This window comes from Fontisphaera persica (genome assembly GCF_024832785.1).
Classification (GTDB): Bacteria; Verrucomicrobiota; Verrucomicrobiia; order Limisphaerales; family Fontisphaeraceae; genus Fontisphaera; species Fontisphaera persica.
The window spans coordinates 1,100,706-1,119,174 of the sequence record NZ_CP116615.1 but is presented as its reverse complement, the minus strand read 5'-3'; the positions used below and the strand labels follow the sequence as shown (position 1 = coordinate 1,119,174).

The following is an 18,469-nucleotide window of genomic DNA, read 5'->3' as shown; positions in this document are numbered from 1 at the left end:
CATTGGTTTTTTGAAAAAACAGGCGGGGGGATTCGTCCAAACACATAAACAATAACCGAACATGAAGTTTACCTTGCGTGGCAAGCGCATCCAGAACGGGTGGTTGGCATTGTCTTTAATCATCGTAGGCATGGCCGCGGGCGCAGCGGAATATTTGTCGCCAGTTGATTTGGCGGCCTCCCCTGACGGACGCACGCTCTACGTTGCGGCGCATACGGCCAACAAATTGCTGGTTTATGACGTTGTCCGCAAGGAGGTGACAAGGCGTGTGACCCTGCCAGCCCCGCCCACCGGTTTGGCGCTTTCACGAGACGGCGCGGAATTATACATCACCTGCGCCGCGCCGGCCGGCACGCTGGTGGTAATGGCCACCTCCAGCGGAAAAATCAGCCAGAGCATACCCGTTGGCCATTATCCCATGGCCCCAGTGCCAAGCCCGGACGGCAGCACAATTTACCTCTGCCACCGTTTCCAGAACGAGGTGGCGGCCATCTCCCTTAAAAACCGGCGGCCGGTGTTTCAAGTGCGCGTGCCACGCGAACCCTATGCCGCAGACCTGACGCCCGATGGCCGCTGGCTGTACGTGGCCAACCATCTCCAGGATGGCCGGGCCGATATTGAAATTGTGGCCGCCAAGGTTTCCATCATAGATACCACCACTCGCCAACTGGCCGGCGAGATTTCCCTGCCCAACGGCAGCGGCCTGCTTTGTGGCCTGCGGGTGTCCCCCAACGGCCGCTGGGTGGCCGTGACGCACACCCTGGCCAGGTATCATTTGCCCACCACACAACTGGAGCGCGGCTGGATGAATACCAGCGCCATTACCCTGATTGATACCGCCGCCCGCCAGGCCATTAATACCGTATTGGTGGACAGTGTGGACAGTGGCGCAGCCAATCCTTACGCCGTGGCTTGGTCGGCAGACAGTGCCACCTTGTATGTCACTCACGCCGGCACTCATGAATTGAGCGTGATTGATGCCGCAGGTCTGCTGAAAAAACTGGCCGCCATGCCCACCTCGGTCACCAATGGGCAAACGATTGACTACACGGCCGCCTCGCGCGTGGCGGCGGACGTCCCCAATGACCTTTCGTTCCTCGTGGGGCTGCGGACGCGCGTAAAACTGCAAGCCTACGGGCCGCGCTCGCTGGCCGTGGTGGGCCGGCTCGTGTACACCGGCAATTATTTCAGCGACAACCTCAGCGTGGTGGACACCAGCGCCCCGGTCTGGCGCGCGCAGGCGTTGCCTTTGGGGCCGGAGCAACCCATGGATGTGCTGCGCCTGGGCGAGTTTTATTTCAACGATGCCACCATCTGCTTTCAAGGCTGGCAAACCTGCGCCAGTTGCCACTCGTTTGACGCACGCGTGGATGGACTAAACTGGGATTTATTAAATGACGGCATCGGCAATCCCAAGAATAGTAAAAGCCTGTTGCTCTCCCATCGCACGCCCCCCGCCATGTCCATGGGCGTCCGGGACACCGCCGAAACGGCGGTGCGCGCTGGCATCCGGCATATTCTATTCACCGTCCAGCCGGAAAGTGTCCCCACCGCCATGGATGAATGGTTGAAGACATTAAAACCCTTGCCCAGCCCCCACCTGGAAAACGGCAAGCTCTCCAAAGCCGCGGAACGGGGGCGCAAATTGTTTCTCAGCGCTCAAACCGGCTGTGCCCAGTGCCATCCGCCGGGGTTATACACCGATATGAAGCATTACGATGTGGGCACGCAGGGTCCCTTGGATCGTAGCGCCGAGTTTGACACGCCCACCTTGATTGAACTCTGGCGCACCGCCCCCTATTTGCACGATGGCTCCGCCCGCACCATCCAGGAGGTGTTGACCATCAAAAACCGCCAGGACCGCCACGGCAAAACCTCCCACCTGACTCCGCAACAAATTGAAGATTTGGCGGCTTTTGTGTTGTCGCTCTAAGCCCACCTAACTCCGTGTCACCTGCAAGCCAGTCTCCGAAAGACTGAGGCGCACAAAACGGGCGCGGGGATTAGGAGGATGCCGGGTGAGATGCCGGCGGATTTCCGCTGCTGCTTTCTCGTCTTTTGCCAGCATTAATAAAAATCCACCCCCCCCGGCCCCCAGCAGTTTCGCCGCCGCCAGGTGTTTGCCCACCCGCTCCAACAAATGCTGAATGGGCGGTGGATTGGTGCCGGAATCCAGGGCCTGGTTGAGCTGCCAGCTACGCTTTACACAATGGGCCAGCCCCTCGTAGTCACATCGCTGAATGGCATCAAAGGTGGCTTCGGCGTTGCGGCCAATGGCGGCCAGTGTTTCCAGATGAGTGGGAGAATCGAGGAAAATCTGCCGGACAATCTCCTGTAATATATTTTTGGCCAGACGGGTTATGCCGGTGTAATAAAGCAGAACGCGGTGGTTAAGGTATTCCGGTTGAAATAAATGCTCCGGCAGCCAGCGCACCTGAATGTTCTGTCGCAAGCCGGGAGCGGTCTGCAACAATTTCACCCCGCTGTAAATGGCTCCAGCCTGGTCCTGCCAGCCACCACCAGTGGTCAGAAGCTGCTCCATGGCCAAGGTCCGGGCAGCAAGCATGTTTTTGTCCCATTGCAACCCGCACAGGTCATTCAAGGCCGCCAGAAGCGTTGCCGCCAAAATGCTGCTCGCCCCCAGGCCGGAACCTTTGGGCACGGCTGATAATTGGGTGATTTCCAGACCACCGCCAAACTCGCGCAAATGCCGTTGCAGGCTTGAATGACCGCCCCGCGCATGGAACCGTGGGACAAACCCCGCCAAGGCCAAAGCTGCGCGCGCCAGCGCAAAAGGCGTGAAAGGCGCGCCGAAATTTTCCACGTCCGCGTAATGGCGCAACCTGACTTCTTCGCCCAAATCAATAGAACGCAGGACAATCTCCGTCTGCGGGACGACGCGCGCAAACACCTGAATGGGCGGCTGGCCGTTGAGGTCGGCGGCCAGGTTCACCACCTTGCCACCGTACTCCAAACAGTAGGGCGGCGTGTCGGTCCACCCCCCGGCCAAATCCAGCCGCACTGGACTGCGCGCCCAGACGATTTGATCTTCCTGCGTGGTTACCTGTGGATGGGCGGGAACCAGTTGGGCATCCCCCACAATTAAATCGCGCAATCGTTCAAAAGCCCTGCGCTCCCATTGCTGCCAGCCCCGCTGCCGCCGCCGCCGCGCTTCAACGGCCTGCCGCATGGGTTCACGCACCGAAGCCAAAAAGGCAAAAGACTCGGATTGCATGGCCCAAAACTTGCCGAAAGCCCCTCCTTTTGTCGAGCCGGCAACCGGATTAATGCGCGGACAACAGAATGACAATGCGCGCCCCCAGAATCACCGCAATAATCAAGAGCAGGACGCCGCTGAGATGTTCCATCCACAACAAGGTCTGGCGCGAAAAAGTGCGGTGCTTGCGTGAAATGGCATAGGAAAGGCCCACGAACCACACCAGCGCGCCGACCGCCACCCCGGCCAGGCAGGTCAATTTCTCGCGCCAGTTGGGCTCCACCCACTCATGCGCCACAAAACTGGCCGTGAGTGCAATCCACATGAGCAATACCCCGGGATTGCCCAAAACTTGCACAAAGCCTATGGCAAATGCCGAATGGGGATGCAGTTTCTGCTCGATGCGGTCCGCCGCCGGGTTGTGGTCTTCGATGGCCTTGGCGCGCAAATACCTGAAGCCCAGGTAAAGCATGAGCAGGAAACTGACCACCTCCAAAATGGCCTTGATAACACGCTGGGTGAACAGGGCGGAAAAACCGGCAAAGGCGATGGCACAATAGACCACCTCCATGACGGTGCTGCCCAGCCCAATCATCAAGGCCCACTTGAAACCCTGGCGCGCCCCCTGGTTGATGATGGCCACGTTAATCGGCCCCGGCACGAAGGAGGCAACAAAACCCGCAATGAAACCCGTCAGCCAGGGCGTAAAAATATGCGACGCCTCCTCCATGGAACTTCAGTGTGGCGGGGACTCCGCCGGGCCTTCCTCCTCTTCTTCCTCAATCTCCTCCCGCGTGCGGTGAGGCAGCCAGGGGCGCACAAAACCGTAAAGCAAATAAAGCGTGAACAGCAACGGCAGCACCCAGTACAATACCCGCTCCCGCAAAATCAACAAACACCCCACAAACAGCGCCGCAATGACCAGCTTTGTAAAGTTACGCTGCGCTCGCAGGTTGAGGGACTTGAAGGTGGGATACTTCACTTCGCTCACCATCATGATGGAAAGGAAAAGCATGAGCGCAGGCAGACCATACCGCCACAGGCTGTGTTTGACCCGGTCCTCTTCAATCCACAGCAAGAGCAAGGTCAGCGACGCCACCAACGCCGCCGCGGCGGGTATGGGAAACCCGACAAATTCTTTGCCGCCTCCCGTGCCGGACATGGCGGTCAAACAGTTGTAGCGGGCCAGGCGCAAGGCCCCGCATATCAGGTAAATCGAAGCAATGAACCATCCCACCTCCGGATGGCTGGAAAAGACGTCTTTCAGCACGATACGATGCACCAAAAACGCTGGCGCCACGCCGAAGGAAATCAGGTCCGCCAGCGAATCGAACTCCCGGCCAAATGGGCTTTCGGCACCGCCCCAACGAGCAACCCGTCCGTCCAACAAGTCAAAAATGCAGGCCAGCAGGATGAAAGCCAGGGCGGTTTTAATGACCAGAGCAAAGTTACGCGCCTCAGGATCGGCCTCCACAATTTTTGTCAGCGCCACAAAACCGCAAAACAAATTGCCCGCCGTCATCAGGTTGGGCAGAAAGTAGATTTTCAGCCCCGTCCCGACAGGGGGGGATTCCGGAGGGGTGACGTCAGCGGTTTTCATGCCCCTTTCATCACCGTATCCCGCGCCACCACCGTTTCTCCCCCTTTGACTCTGTCCCCCACCTTGACGGTAATGGTGGCGGAAAGCGGCAGATAAAGTTCACAGCGGGAACCGAATTGGATGAGACTCATCCGATCGCCGCGGGCCAGTTCCTCCTGCGGTTTGACAAAAGGCACGATGCGCCGGGCCAGCACGCCGGCCACCAGCCGCACTGCCAACCGTTGGCCGGGGCGCTCCAGGTCATCCAAGGTAATCAACACGTTTTCATTGTGCTGCGCGGTGGCGGTGCTCATGGCGGCGCTGAATTTGCCCGGCGTATGGATAACCTGCGTGACCCGCGCCGCCACCGGCGCATATTGCACATGCACATCGAGCGGCGACAGGAACATGGAGATGCGATGACAGCGCCCCCCCAGCCACGGCTCCTCGGTCTCCCCGATAAAATCTATTTTGCCGTGCGCCGGACTGACTATCGCGCCGGGGTCTGAGGGCACCAGCGGTTTGGGATCGCGAAAGAAATAAAAACAGAAAAGGGCGAATACCACCCACAGCGCCGGCAGCAAATACTGCACGGTTTGAATGAACCGCGCGACGTACTCAGCGATGATGCCCAGCGCCAGCACCCCGGCCACCAACAGGAGCGACCAGAATACCAGCTTCAGGGCTGCCACCGTGGCTTTGCCTTCATGTTTCATGTCCCGCCCATGCTACCCGTTTTCGCTTAAACTAACAGCATAATTTGTATTGGCCAAGCCGCCCGCGCCGCACTAACTTAAGGCGCCATGACTTCCAACCCAAGCGACGCGCGGTATTTCCTCTGGGGCGCTGATGAAACGGTTTATGGGCCGGTGACCCTGGCGCAACTGAGCGCCTGGATACAAGAGGAACGGGTACTGCCTGGTTCATGGGTGTATGACCGGCAACGTGAAGCCTGGCGCCTCGCTGCCAGCCTGCCCGAGCTGGCCGCTCTTTTTCCCGCAGACACCACCGAACTGGCCCCCGGCCAATCTTCTCTCAAAGCGGGCGCACTGCGGCGCATCAAAGTTTTTGCCGAGCTGAGCGATGCCCAAATCCAACAATTCATCCAGCGCATGGAGATGCGCCAGGCCAAACAATGGGAGGTGGTGGTGCGCGAAGGGGAAACCGGCGACGCCATGTATCTCATTCTGCAAGGGGAACTGCGCGTGCGCTTGATGGTGCAGGGCCGCGAAAGTCTGCTGGCCACCCTGCAAACGGGCGAGTTTTTCGGTGAAATATCACTCTTTGACACCGGACCGCGAAGCGCCGACGTGGTCGCCAATGTGGATAGCTGGCTGTTGAAAATCAGTGCTGCCGCGTTTCAGGAACTCGCCGCCCAACAACCGGAACTGGCCGCCCCCTTCCTGCTGGCCGTGGGCAAAACCATGACCGCCCGGCTCCGTACCAGCAACAAACGTTACCACGATTCATTGCTTTTTGCGCGCGCCTCGTCTTCCGGGTAGGCTGGTCTGGCGTGTCTTCCTTATTCGGAAACCTCCTCCACCAGGGCCGTGCCGCGGCGGCGCTCCCGGTCCACTTTGATCTCAGGGATGAGCATGGCGCTGGCCACCAGAATCAAGCCGGCACATCCCGCCGCGAGCCAGCCCAAATTATCGGGTGTGGCCAGAGCGTAGGCGCTCAACGGCGCCAGCACCCCCCGCACACCGGTAAGGAAAGTGTGCACCGACATGTAATCCGCCACCCGCGCCGGCGGGGCCAGTTTCGTGACCCAAAGACTCCAGGCCACATCGCCACCGGCATTGGCCACGCCAAACACCACCGCGCCCACGACAAGGGAGGGCAGGCTATGGCCAGTGAAAAAGGCCACGATGCCCAGGGCAAACCCCAGGTTAAGCACCACGCGCAGCGTGAAAAAGTTCATGCGATCGAACAACCACCCCCACAGAGGACTCATCACCAGGCGCACAGCATTCGGTATGACACCCACCAACAAAGCAATCGTCAGCACCGGAAGCTGCAGGCCAAATCGTTCATTGGCCAGATATTCCACCCGCAGCGGCCACATCATCAGGTTGGCCCAGCCCATGAGCATCCACGCCGCCAGTGTTTGACGGAAAAGACGATCCTCCCGCACGTACCGCCAGGCGCGCCAGGGATGCCGCCCGCCTTCATCGGACAATGGCCGGGAGGGCATCCGCCGCAAACACCAGGCGGTCACCCCAAAAGCCACGGCAAACATGAGGAGCAACCAGGGAAAGTGATCCAACCGGGCATCAAGCCACCGGCCTGCCAGATAACTGAAAGCGGTGGCCGCCGCAATGCGCACCGCCACCGTCCGGCTAAATAATTTGCCCCGTTCGGCCGCCGGATAGTTGTTCTGATAAATCTGGGTCATCAAGGGGATGGTCCCCGCCATGGCGGTCATCCCCAGAACACTGCCCACAATGAAAACCGGCCCCAGGGGAAGCAAGGCCATGAGGGCAAACAGGCACGCCCCCATCAACGCCACACTGGCGGCAGCTTGCGCCGGGCGCCATCCCCGGCGGCTGACGTGCCATACCACCAGCGGGGAAACCAGCAAGCCAATGCTGCTGCCCGCCGCCACCAATCCTTTGGCGAGCGCGCCCGCGCCAAACCAGCGCACGGCAATAAGAAGCAGAAAGGTCGTGCTTGCCGTTTCAAGCACACCATTCATCAGGGCGCGCCACAGCTCGAGGCCGTAAGTAATACGCGTATGACGGCTCTGCGCCATTGGCGCGGCAGCTTACGCCGACGCCGCGCAGGCGCAAGCGCAGAGCAGACGCCGTGGAGTCGTTGCCGCCCGTTCACTCGTCCGCCCTTCGGCCTCCTGACCGCCGCGGCGGCGGTATCGGCAGCAAGGGTTCTTTTCTTTAGACTGTCCCTCCCCCGCCCTCTTGCCGTAGGATGGGAGGCCATGGCAAACGCGAACGGCAAAGCCTCAAGATTGGCGCAATTAAAAGATGAGGCCATCGGTTTATGGGAAGACCGCGGCTTGGACTGGCAGGAGAAGCCGACACGCCATTCCTGGAAGGATTTCATTCACTTTTGGCTGCTGGTGTTCAAGAGTTTCGTCCGCAACCGCTGCCCCGTCCGCGCCGCCGCCCTGGCTTATACCACGTTGTTGGCCATTATCCCGGTGCTGGCGGTGGCCGCGAGCATTGCCATCGCTTTCCTGCAAAAAGACGCAGAGAAAACCATTCGCGATCTGATTGACCGCGGCGTGGCTTATGTGGCGCCCTCCCTGGACCTGGAGGTAAAAACGGAAGATGTGGAAATGAGCAGCAGCCGGGAGATGGTGGCCGCCAAAATCGCGGATTATGTCAACAACGTCAGCAGCGGCGCGCTGGGAGTGACCAGCACCATTGCCTTGATCTTTGTGGCAATCCAGATGCTGCGCAGCATCGAGCTGACGTTTAACGACATTTGGGGCATCACGCGCAGCCGGCCAGTGCTGGTGAGCATCATTCAATACTGGGCCGTAATCACGCTGGGGCCGCTGCTGGTGCTGGTGGCCATGGGATTTTCCAGCACCCCCCACTTCGCCAAGACCTTGAACATTTTCAACCGCTACCCTGCGGTGAGTGTGCTGCTTTTTTCCGTGCTGCCGTTCTTTTTGTTAACCAGCGGATTTACCGCTTTTTACATGTTCATGCCCAATACCCGGGTGAAGTTCAGCGCCGCCCTGATGGGCGGAGCCGTGGCGGGTTTTATGTGGCAACTCAACAGCTTGATGAGCGCGCTCTATACCACCCGGGTGGTGACGTACAGCAAAATCTACGGCAGCTTGGGCTTGATTCCGCTGCTGCTGGCCAGCATCTACCTGGCCTGGCTTTTCCTTCTGTTCGGCGCGCAAGTGGCCTACGCCTATCAAAACCGCTCCGCCTACCTCCAGGAGCGCGTCACCGAAAACATCCATCATTTGAGCCGCGAATTTGCGGCGTTGCGCATCATGACCCGCGTGGCCATCGCCTTTGTCCGCGGGGAGCCTCCCCCCACGGCCACTTTTCTCTCGCGGATTCTGGGAATTCCCACCCGGCTGGTGACGCAGATTCTAACCATCATGTGCCAGGCCCATCTCGCGGTGGAGGTCGCCGGACGCGAAACCGGCTATTCCCCCGCCCGTCCGCTGGAGCAGATTACGGTAGCCGACATTCTGCGGGCGATGCGCACAGCACAGGGACAGGAATTGGAAACCGCCGATGATCCGGCGCGGATGACCTTGCGCCAGGAATTTCAGAAAGTCATGGACGCGGAAATGTCCGCGGGCAATACGACGCTGGCCACGCTGGCGGAAAAGTTGACAGCAGGAATCGCAGAAAAACCAGCCAACCCTGTCGCTTAAGGCTTTTCTTTGGCGCGCGGATGGGCTTTTTCGTACACCCGTTTAAGGCGCTCCGTGGTCAGGTGGGTGTACACCTGGGTGCTGGCCAAATGGGCGTGACCGAGCAGCTCCTGGACCCCGCGCAGGTCAGCGCCAGCATCCAATAAATGCGTGGCGTAGCTGTGCCGCAAGGCGTGCGGTGTCAGTGCAGGGTCCAGCCCGGCGGCCGCCAGATAATGTTTCAAGCGCAGTTGCACTTGACGCGGATACATGGGGCGGCGCTCCGAGTAAAACACCGGGCTGTTGCCCGTCGGCCGCCGTCCAAGGGCCTGCCAGTACCGTTCAATCGCCTCCAACGCGGGCCCCCCAATCGGAATGAGCCGTTCTTTCTTGCCTTTGCCCCGCACCCGCACCATGTGCTCGCCCCAATCCAAATCCTGCGCGGTTAACCCGCACAATTCGCTGATGCGCAGACCGCAGGAGTAAATGGTCTCGAGGATGGCCACGTCACGCAAATACGGCGCCGCCTCCACCGGCTTGCGCGCCTCTTTTTGCTTCTTCGCCAGTTCTTTCAACGGGGCCTGCAACAAACCCTGGAGTTGTTCCAGTGTGATAAACTTCGGCAACCGTTTGGGGGCCTTGGGCAGGGCCAAACGGGTAATGGGCGAACGCTCCACGACGCCACGCCGCAATAAGAACCGAAAAAAAGTCCGCAGTGCCGAAAAGCGGACATTAATGGCCGAACGGCTCAAGTTTTGCCGGCCAAGATAACGCAGGTAAATGCGGAAATCGTCCCCGCTCAATCGGGGCCAATCCGGTGGCTGTCCGCGCTGCTCCTGATACCATTGCTCAAACTCCCCAAGCGCCTGCGCGTAGTTCCGCTGAGTGTACTCCGAAGCGCCCTTTGAATCGCGCAAAAAAGCCTGAAAATCCATCGCCAGGGGGGTCATCCCCCGGCATTTCCCGGATGTTTCCTGAGCGGTTGCCTCGGAAGGGGCGGATCGTCGGGACATAATCAGACAGGCGTTAATCTCCCAACTTTTCAATCATGCGTGCCAATTTTTCCCGGTGAGCCAGCACCAGGCGCGGATCCGTGGTGAAACTTCGGGTATCGCGCGAAATGGCCTCTGGCACGCGCAACAGGGCCTCCGCCTCCCGCCAGCGCGCCGGTGAACTACCCCGCTGTTTCTCGCGCTCCACGCGCTGCTGCAACAGCCAGAAGTATTCGTAATCCTCCATGCCGTCCCGCAAGTTTTCCCAACGCAACGAAGTCACCGGCGGCTCCAGACAGGCTTGGGGGGTGGCCATCGCGGCACGCGGCGGGTATAAAAAACGTCCATCGCCGTTGCCCCAATAACCAATTTGCCCGGGTTTGAAGTCGTACCCCGAAACATAGCTCATCGGATCCTCCCACGGATTCTGTTGGCGCGGCGACGGGAAAGCGGCCGAGCTGGTCCAATACACCGTTTCCCACACCAGGATGCCCTGTACACCGTATTGCCAGCTTTGCCAAGGCCACAGCCTCAATTCCAGGCCGGGATGGTCAATGAACTCGGTAATGTACGGCGCATGCGGCGCGCAACAAATGTACCACCATACCTCTTCTCCAGCAGCCCGCCGCGCAGCCACTTTTTCCGGTGTCCACTCGGGAGTCAACCCGCACCAAATGTCCACGTGCCCCAGTAACTCTGGCTCCGGTTGTTCTGTGAGCATGCGCTTGAGGCCGGGCGCTGCGGCCTTGATGCGTTTCATGCCCTCGATGACAAACTCGTAATCCTTGGGTTCAGGTTCATCAAACCAGTAGGTGTAGGCTTTGGCCAACCAGCCCTTTTCCTTCAAATAGCGTTCCACCTGTCCTAAATAATCCTTGAACAGACGCGCATGTTCCGGAGTGCCTTCCTTGAATCCCTCTAAATCGCCGAGATAACGGCTGTGAAAGGTGCCCCCCCCCATGCCGCGCAATGGAAGCAGAAAACTGTTAAAATGTTGGCCATCCAGCCATTGACGGGCAGCTTTTTCAAAAGCGGAAAAATCAATTTCAGCCCGTTTTTCTGCACCCGCGCCCGTAAATCGCATCTGGATGGGCGAATATGCAAAGAAAGAATAAGGAGCAATGCGATGCTGTGCAAAATTGGTCAGATACATTTGATACACCAACATGCGCTGCTCGGCATTGGTGAGATGGTGGTAGCGGTTGATGGTGCCTGTACCCAGGCCAAAAGCGCTCCGCAAATGCGATTCGGGTGGCAGGGTGAAACCATACACGGTTATCCGCAGGGGTACTTTCCACGTCCCCAAACTCGTTTCCAGGGTGATTTCCCCCCGGTATTCCCCGCTCTGGGCCTCAGGCTCAATGTAACAGTTCAGCCACAAAGGCTGGTTGCCCTGCGCTTGCAACCGCAGGGGCAGGGACAACGGCGGCAAGGGGTCCGGATACCATCCCGGCTCACACGTGCTGTCCGTGGGGCGCGTCACCCGCACGTAAGCCACCTCCATCCATTCCAGCCGGGCTTTCAAAGGTTGTCCACGGCTGTTAAGCAAAGGGCTGGTGCGAAGGGAGCGCACTTCGCCCGCCACGTTGGGGCGCAGCACCAATTGTGCCGCCTCATATTCCCCCCGCGCGGCAGCAAGGCTAACCGGGTTGGCTTTCCCGCCGGCCGGACGCACAGGCAGCGCACGCTCCCGGCTGATTTTCCATCCACTTTCGCACCACCACAGCCCCATGCTGTTGTTTTCCGCCAACCAATAACCGGGACGTGAATCCGCCAGCAGGCCGGTTTTGAACTCAGCCGAAGCCGAAAACCAGCGGCGTTGCCGGGCGTCCACTAAACCCAGCGTGGCAACATGGTTTCCCGGCTGAGGAGCGCCTAAAGGCAATCGCACGACTTGTGAGCCACCAGGGACAAGTACCGGCATGGCCAATGATTCCTCCCTGCCACCAGCCACGGAAAGGACGGCGCGCAGATTCAGGCGTTGGGTTCCTTGATAATGAATGCGCATCACCAGAGCTGGTGGCATGGCGGTAGTGTCCAGGGATGGAAATTCGACTTTCAATTCTGCCGGGGCCGGCTCGGATGGCTCGACAAAAACAGAAGTGCCCCGCGCATCCGGCAGAGGCTGGCGCAAGGGCGCGGCCAATTCGTACTGGTTAACTTGCAAATTACAATTGGCCCCCTCGCCTTGCAGCCGAATGAATAAAGTATCGCCCGATAATGCTGCCGCTGGAATTTCCAATTCCCCGCTGCGCCGCTCGGCGTCCAGCGTCCCCACGGGCAGCCATTGTTGGCGATTGGGGCTGGCTTCGACCTGCAAACGTCCCCCGGTGTGGTAATTCACGTTCACGTTGAGTTTGGCAGCGCGAAAGCCGCCAGGCACATGGTGCCGATAAATGACATACGCCCCTGGGCCGAAGTTCCAGCGTGTGGTGTTGAAACCACACTGATGCTCGTGCAAGACACGGCTGTAGTTGGCCTCCTCCCCTCCGAAATGCAGGCGGCAATGGTACACGCCCTCCTCCACGCTTTCTCCCTTGCCCAATACCAAGCCACTGGCAAAAGCGGCATGAACCGGCCAAACGGGCGTCAGGCGGACATCGTCAAAATAAGCAGTCCCCCTGCCCTCCCAGTGCCCCAAACGCAGATAGTCATTGGTGCCATGCTTGGGAATGGCGACCAGGCTTTGATACTGCTGCCAGGTGGCGTCAGGGATGATGTCGCGATTCACCAGTGAAGGCCCGCTGATGACGCAACCGCCCGTGGCATTGGTCTCGCGCCTCGCCCAGAAACTCATACGATAAATGCCACCCGCCGCGAGTTGGAGACGTGAACTGCGCCAATAACCGGAACCCTGGCCATCCCCTGAGATGCTGATACCTCGCTGGCCTGCATGGGCAGCAGCCGCAGACCATTGGCCCTTCGCCCCCTGGCTCAATGTCCACCCAGACGGAGCCGCATCGCCCTGTTCAAAACCCCCGTTGGGCGCCAGATTTTGGGCCTGGCCAGCAATACCCCCCACCAGCCACGTGGCGGCAAAGCCTGAAATCCACAAAAGAAGGAAATTATGTCTGCGCATATCATTTCCATCATTACCAACACCCGTAAGCCAAGTAAATGACCTTGTCGCGGCCAAGCCCAACCTTTTGGCCCGCCACAAGGCAAATGGCAGGACAAAATGGCACAGAAGGTCAACGAATTGGGGGAACTGTACCAGACCCCCAGCTCCGCCATGCCACGGAGAGATGCGATTTTTCTGGAATCCAGGCTTGCTACAGGCGCTTGTTTGTGTTACAAGTGTTTGCAATCAAACAATTTTTACGTAATAGCGCCGGTAACTGCCCGCTTGGTTTTCAGGTCAGGGCAGGTTGGGGTTTAGGGGACAACGAGAGATTTTTTTGGCTTATGCAACAACCAGCGAATGCTCATCCTCTCGCACCAGCAAACTTGCTGCGCAACTTCCGCCGAATTTCCGGAGTGCTCGCAGCGTGTCTGATGCTGGCCATGCTGGCCGCGTTTCAACCCGCTCTGGGCCAAATGGCCTTTGCTCCACCGGTCAGTTATCCGGCATTGGATGGGCCCCCCATCAACGTGGGGCTTCCCAGCTCGGTCAAGCTGGCCGACCTGGACGGGGACAAGAATCTGGACTTGATTGTGGGTTTTGCCCTCCCCGGGGCCACCAACATTCAGGTGCGTTATGGACTGGGAGATGGCACTTTTGGCCCTCCAACCTACCTGCGCACGCTTGACGACCCACGGGCAGTGTTCGCCGGTGACGGCAATAATGACCAGCGCATAGACCTACTCGTAGCCAATCCAGCCTCGGATGGTTTCTCCTACCTCATTAACAGCGGCATTGGATTTGCGCCTTTTCAGGCTTATTTAACGCCAGCGGGGTATAACCCCCTGGCCATTGAAGTGGCTGATTTTAATTCGGATGGAACGAATGATTTGGTGGTAGTCAACGCGGCCCATAACAGCATTTCCATTTATCTGGGCCGCGCAGATGAAATCTTTGTGCTCAACGGCAACCTGGCCACGGGGCCAACCCCTGTTTCCGTCGTGGTGGATGACTTCAATAAAGACGGGCGGCTGGACATTGTCGTGGGCAACTCGGGCAACAATACCTTGAGCGTGTTTTTTGGCTACCAGGACGGCACATTTGCCACGCCGATGACCGTGACTGCCGGCGGAGGCACGGGTCTCTTGGAGCTTGGCGTGGCCGACTTTAATGCGGATGGTTACCCAGACCTGCTGGCAGTCAAGTATGTCTCGGACATGATTGTAGGGCTGCGCAATAATCAATTTGGCAATTTTATCCCCGCCTTGACCAATACGGTAACCACACCTCGCGGCTTGGTGGTGGCAGATTTGAACCAAGATAAAATCCCGGATTTGGCCGTTGGCATTAGCGGGGGGTCTGACCTCCGAATTTTCCGGGGTTTGACTAATGGCTATACCTTGGTGGGGGATTTCCCCTGCAACACCGAGCCTGTAGCCCTGGCGGCTGGCAATCTGAATGGTGACGAGGCGCCGGACTTGGTGGCGGCCAATTATACGCCGGGCACCGTTTCCGTGCTCATCAACGAAACACCGGTGGCGCGATCTTTTGGTGTGACCGTCAACGAAGATGAAACCATCAGTTTCCAGTTGCTCGGGACCGCAGGCGTGCCTCTGACTTACACCATCATCACTCCCCCCGCCAATGGCTGGTTGATTCAACCCACCTTTGGCGGGCCGGACGTGGACTTCCAAGGCTTTCCGGATTTCTTCGGCCAGACCTATTTCGAGTATGTGGTGGACGATGGCAGCATCACCTCCGCTCCGGCGCGTGTGAACATCACCGTTTTACCGGTTAATGACGCCCCCACCTTCAGCCTTAGCTCCTGGGTGAGCGCTCCGGAGGACTGGCTGGGCAGCGGCATCAATTATTTTGCTTATGATATCAGCGTAGGCCCCTCCAATGAACGCGGCCAGGCCTATCGCTTCATCGTCAACAATGACAACCCCGCCTTGTTTGTGGCCCAGCCTTATATTCTGGTGGGCGGCAAACTCACCTTCCGCCCGGCCAAAAATGCAGTAGGCCTGGCCAATGTGGAAGTGATTATGGAAGACACTGGCGGAGTGGCCCGCGGCGGCGTCAACCGCAGCACCAATTATTTCACCATCGAATTGTACCCGGTCAACGATCCCCCCTCTTTCAACTTGAGCACCAACCAGGTGGTGGTGTTGGAAAACGCGGGAGATGTGGTAATTCCTAATTTTGCCACCGACTTGCTGGTTGGCCCGCCGGACGAAGTGTTGGCCGGCCAGATTTTGAGTGATTTCGAGGTCACGCGTAACACCAACCCCAGCCTGTTTGCCACCCAACCCCAAATAGACTCCACCGGCACGCTCGCCTTCACCCCGGAACCGTTCGTCAATGGCTTTGCTTACATCTCCGTCCGAGTCAGTGACGACGGCGGCACGGCCAATGGAGGCAAGGACACCAGTGTCATCAAAACTTTCATGATTCGTGTGCTCCCGGTAAATCAGCCGCCGGTATTCTATTTGGATTGGACGGAAGCGTCCCTGCAAACCGTCTATGAAGATGCCCCCATGCAGGTGGTCAGCAATTTCATCGTCGCCTCGTCCATCTTCTTGGGCACCAACGAAACCACCCAGGGTTATAGCATCATCGTGCAGAATGATAATCCCGGCCTCTTTTACACTCAACCCTACATTCGCAAGGCCGACAACACCCTGCTATACCGGCCGCGTCCCAATAGCAATGGCGTAGCCAACGTGAACGTCATCCTGCGCGACACCGGCGGGCGCGCCAACGGCGGGGAGGACAGCGCCACCAATTCCTTCGTCATCACCGTTCTGCCGGTCAATGACCCGCCTTCCGCGCAATTGGTGAACCGCGTCGTAACCGTGCTGGAAGACAGCGGTGCCACCATCAGCAATTTGTGGCGCAACATCAAGACAGGACCCTTCGAGTATCATGAAAACACGCAAACCGTGAGTTTCGTCACCACCGCCATCACGCCAGACTTGTTCAGCGTTCAACCCACGAATAGTCCCGCGGGCGTGCTGACCTTTGCCACCGCCCCGGATGCCAATGGCATCACGCGGGTGCTGGTGGATTTGTACGATTCAGGCCCGGTCAGCAATCCTTACGACAACGGCGTGGCCTCTTATAACTTCGACATCCGCATCCTGCCGGTCAACGACGCGCCCACACTCACCATCACCCAAAGCGTGGTGCAGGTGCCGGTGGCCGCAGGAATGGTGCGCACCAATGTGCTATACGGGCATCCGGGCGCCTTCAACGAAACCAATCAGGCGCTAACCTTCCAAATCGTGAACAACACCAATCGCGCCATTTTCCTGCGCCAGCCCATCATTTATCCCAATGGCATGTTGGAATTCGCCCCCACCAACAGCGCTTCGGCCATTGGCAAGGAAGTGACCCTCGGCGTGCGCGTCGTGGATAACGGCGGCACGTCCTACGGCGGCATCAACGCCTCGCCCTACGTCACCAACTTGACGATTCGCCTGACCGCGCCGTAATCCCGGGACCTTTAATTCCACAAGAAACCGGGAGTGACGCTCCCGGTTTTTTGTGTTTCAATCTCGCCCCACGATGCCTGAAGGCCCCATGCCCACCGCTTCAATGGCCGGAATCTGGACCGCCGTTTTGCCGGTCATTGGCACAATTCTCATGGGCGCTCTCATGCGCCGCCTCAACTGGCTGACCACTGAGGCCGACACCAGCATGATGCGGGTGACCATCAACGTCTTCACCCCCTGCCTCATCTTTGACTCCGTCTTGGGCAACACCGCGCTGGAAAGGCTTCCCACCTTGCTGCTGGCGCCAGCCACGGGTTTTGTCACGGTCTCAGTGGGCATCCTGGTGGCCCTTGCTTTGGCCCGTTTCACCGGCCTGCCCGCCGGTACGGCCCGCCGTACCTTTGCTCTTTGTACCGGTATCTACAATTACGGCTACATTCCCCTGCCCCTCGCCCTGATGATGTTTGACCGCGAAACCGTCGGTGTCCTCTTTGTCCACAATATCGGCGTGGAAGCCGCGATGTGGAGCGTGGGCTTGCTGGTCATTTCCGGCCAGGGGCTTAAAGCGGGCTGGCGGCAGATTATTAACGTGCCCCTGGCGGCAATTCTCGTGGGGTTGGCCCTCAACGCCAGCGGAATCGGCCCTCACCTGCCGGCATTCGTTCGCCAAACCGCGCATCTGCTAGGGCAATGTGCCATCCCCCTCGGTTTGGTGCTGGTGGGCGCCACCATGGCAGATTATGCCCATGAATTCCGTTTCGGTCGCCTCCAACCGCCCATCCTCTGGGCATGCCTGATTCGGCTGGGCATCCTGCCCGTGGGTTTCCTGCTCTTGGGCTATATGCTACCAGCACCCCCCGAGTTGAAACAAATCATCTTGCTGCAAGCAGCCATGCCGGCCGCCGTTTTTCCCATCATCATGTCCCGCCACTACGGCGGCGACCCCGGCCTGGCCCTGCGCATAGTCCTCGGCACCTCACTGGCCGCCCTGCTCACCATGCCTTGGTGGCTCCGCTGGGGCGCTCACTTCTTGGGCATCCAAACTCAGACCGGTTGAACATTAAGACTTCGCGGCTGCTGCCGTCGAGACTGCGCACACCCCACCCCGCCAATAGGCCCGCTTCATGCCTTCCAGTTGAGCAAGCGTTACTCCCCGCAGGGATGGCAGTCTGGGAAAATCCACCTCGAACTTCAGCAGGGCGGTAATTTCGCTGGGTACAATAACACAAAATATTCCCGCCCGATGCGCGGCCTTGCTCCCATTCGGTGAATCTTCCACCGCCACCACATCCTCGGCTTTCAGTCCCAGTCGTTTCAACGCGGCGAGATAGAGATCCGGAGCCGGCTTGGGAACGGGCACTTCGTCCACATTCATGATCAAATCAAACTCCCCCTGCATCTGGTGGTGATTCAGCCAGTGCTCAATCCAATACCGCGGCGAACTGGAAACGATGGCCACTTTTACACCGGCCGCATGAGCTTCCTGGATAAGTTCACGCACGCCCGGTTGTACCGGCTGCCGCGCCACAATTTCCCGCTGATATTGCTCGCGCCGCCGCTCCAACTCCTCCCAATCAAGGGCACGCCCCAGCCGCCGCTCCAGCTCGGCGCGGGGATTGAAATCAATGAAATGCGTGCCAATCACCAGCGCAAATTGCTCCATGCCCAGCTCCTCGCCAAACTCGGCATAGATTTTCTGCCAGCTCCAATAGCCGGGCTGTTCGGTTTCCAAAATCACACCGTCAAAATCAAACAATAAACCTGTAATCCTGCTCATGGCTTGC

Annotated in this window: 13 protein-coding genes; 5 read left to right on the top strand and 8 right to left on the bottom strand. The window is 58.9% G+C overall.

Going from position 1 to position 18,469, the window contains the following annotated elements; translation table 11 throughout:
- Positions 1-61: 61 nt before the first annotated feature.
- On the top strand, positions 62-1,933 hold the full coding sequence (locus tag NXS98_RS03855; protein ID WP_283847154.1) for a c-type cytochrome: 1,872 nt from the start codon (positions 62-64) through the stop codon (positions 1,931-1,933).
- A 6-nt stretch (positions 1,934-1,939) separates the two neighbouring features.
- On the opposite strand, the gene NXS98_RS03850 is transcribed toward NXS98_RS03855, so the two are convergent.
- Genes NXS98_RS03850 through NXS98_RS03835 form a run of 4 tightly spaced genes read right to left on the bottom strand, consistent with a single transcriptional unit; the run spans position 1,940 to position 5,512 of the window.
- Positions 1,940-3,235 carry a GHMP family kinase ATP-binding protein gene (locus NXS98_RS03850; protein ID WP_283847153.1) on the bottom strand — a complete coding sequence of 432 codons (1,296 nt, stop codon included), beginning with the start codon at positions 3,233-3,235 and terminating at the stop codon, positions 1,940-1,942.
- Positions 3,236-3,284: 49 nt separating this feature from the next.
- Positions 3,285-3,947 carry a LysE family translocator gene (locus tag NXS98_RS03845; RefSeq protein WP_283847152.1) on the bottom strand — a complete coding sequence of 221 codons (663 nt, stop codon included), beginning with the start codon at positions 3,945-3,947 and terminating at the stop codon, positions 3,285-3,287.
- A 6-nt stretch (positions 3,948-3,953) separates the two neighbouring features.
- A complete protein-coding gene (gene pssA, locus NXS98_RS03840) occupies positions 3,954-4,817 on the bottom strand; it encodes a CDP-diacylglycerol--serine O-phosphatidyltransferase (protein WP_283847151.1) in 864 nt (287 codons plus the stop codon).
- Positions 4,814-5,512: a phosphatidylserine decarboxylase gene (locus NXS98_RS03835; RefSeq protein ID WP_283847150.1), complete on the bottom strand. Its 699-nt coding sequence runs from the start codon at positions 5,510-5,512 to the stop codon at positions 4,814-4,816. The genes pssA and NXS98_RS03835 overlap by 4 nt, the downstream gene beginning before the upstream one ends.
- Before the next feature lie 87 nt (positions 5,513-5,599).
- Between NXS98_RS03835 and NXS98_RS03830 the strand changes: the two genes are divergently transcribed.
- Positions 5,600-6,298 carry a cyclic nucleotide-binding domain-containing protein gene (locus NXS98_RS03830; protein ID WP_283847149.1) on the top strand — a complete coding sequence of 233 codons (699 nt, stop codon included), beginning with the start codon at positions 5,600-5,602 and terminating at the stop codon, positions 6,296-6,298.
- Between the two features lie 20 nt (positions 6,299-6,318).
- Here NXS98_RS03830 and NXS98_RS03825 read toward each other — a convergent pair whose 3' ends face one another.
- Complete coding sequence (locus NXS98_RS03825) at positions 6,319-7,548, bottom strand: AtpZ/AtpI family protein (RefSeq protein ID WP_283847148.1); 1,230 nt, start codon at positions 7,546-7,548, stop codon at positions 6,319-6,321.
- A gap of 183 nt (positions 7,549-7,731) precedes the next feature.
- Between NXS98_RS03825 and NXS98_RS03820 the strand changes: the two genes are divergently transcribed.
- Positions 7,732-9,159, top strand: a complete 1,428-nt coding sequence (locus NXS98_RS03820) for a YhjD/YihY/BrkB family envelope integrity protein (protein ID WP_283847147.1) — start codon at positions 7,732-7,734, stop codon at positions 9,157-9,159.
- Here NXS98_RS03820 and NXS98_RS03815 read toward each other — a convergent pair.
- Complete coding sequence (locus tag NXS98_RS03815) at positions 9,156-10,151, bottom strand: tyrosine recombinase XerC (RefSeq protein ID WP_283847146.1); 996 nt, start codon at positions 10,149-10,151, stop codon at positions 9,156-9,158. The two genes, NXS98_RS03820 and NXS98_RS03815, sit on opposite strands and share 4 nt — an antisense overlap.
- Before the next feature lie 13 nt (positions 10,152-10,164).
- A complete protein-coding gene (locus tag NXS98_RS03810; RefSeq protein ID WP_283847145.1) occupies positions 10,165-13,209 on the bottom strand; it encodes a DUF4091 domain-containing protein in 3,045 nt (1,014 codons plus the stop codon).
- A gap of 326 nt (positions 13,210-13,535) precedes the next feature.
- On the opposite strand from NXS98_RS03810, the gene NXS98_RS03805 reads away from it, so the two are divergent.
- Complete coding sequence (locus NXS98_RS03805; RefSeq protein WP_283847144.1) at positions 13,536-16,685, top strand: FG-GAP-like repeat-containing protein; 3,150 nt, start codon at positions 13,536-13,538, stop codon at positions 16,683-16,685.
- Positions 16,686-16,773: 88 nt separating this feature from the next.
- The gene (locus tag NXS98_RS03800) at positions 16,774-17,742 is read left to right on the top strand and encodes an AEC family transporter (protein ID WP_283847142.1); all 969 of its coding nucleotides are present in this window, start codon (positions 16,774-16,776) and stop codon (positions 17,740-17,742) included.
- A gap of 3 nt (positions 17,743-17,745) precedes the next feature.
- On the opposite strand, the gene NXS98_RS03795 is transcribed toward NXS98_RS03800, so the two are convergent.
- A complete protein-coding gene (locus NXS98_RS03795; protein ID WP_283847141.1) occupies positions 17,746-18,462 on the bottom strand; it encodes an HAD family hydrolase in 717 nt (238 codons plus the stop codon).
- Positions 18,463-18,469 lie beyond the last annotated feature (7 nt).